The sequence below is a fragment of the Pseudomonas ceruminis genome (assembly GCF_021602025.1).
Classification (GTDB): domain Bacteria; phylum Pseudomonadota; class Gammaproteobacteria; order Pseudomonadales; family Pseudomonadaceae; genus Aquipseudomonas; species Aquipseudomonas ceruminis.
Window position 1 is genome coordinate 1 of the sequence record NZ_BQHW01000113.1, and the last position, 218, is coordinate 218.

At 51.4% G+C, this 218-nt stretch carries 1 rRNA gene; it reads right to left on the reverse strand.

The features are described 5' to 3' along the window. Positions 1-145: 145 nt before the first annotated feature. A 16S ribosomal RNA gene (locus L6D80_RS30050) occupies positions 146-218 on the reverse strand; the annotation flags it as partial.

Here is a 218-nt window from a genome sequence, read left to right on the forward strand (position 1 = left end):
TGGGCAGATTTGAACTGCCGACCTCACCCTTATCAGGGGTGCGCTCTAACCAACTGAGCTACAGACCTATATAGGGTCTTGATCGTCTTCGACAAAGAATCAAGCAATTCGTGTGGGAGCTCATCAGTAGGCTGATGTCGTCGATTAAGGAGGTGATCCAGCCGCAGGTTCCCCTACGGCTACCTTGTTACGACTTCACCCCAGTCATGAATCACACC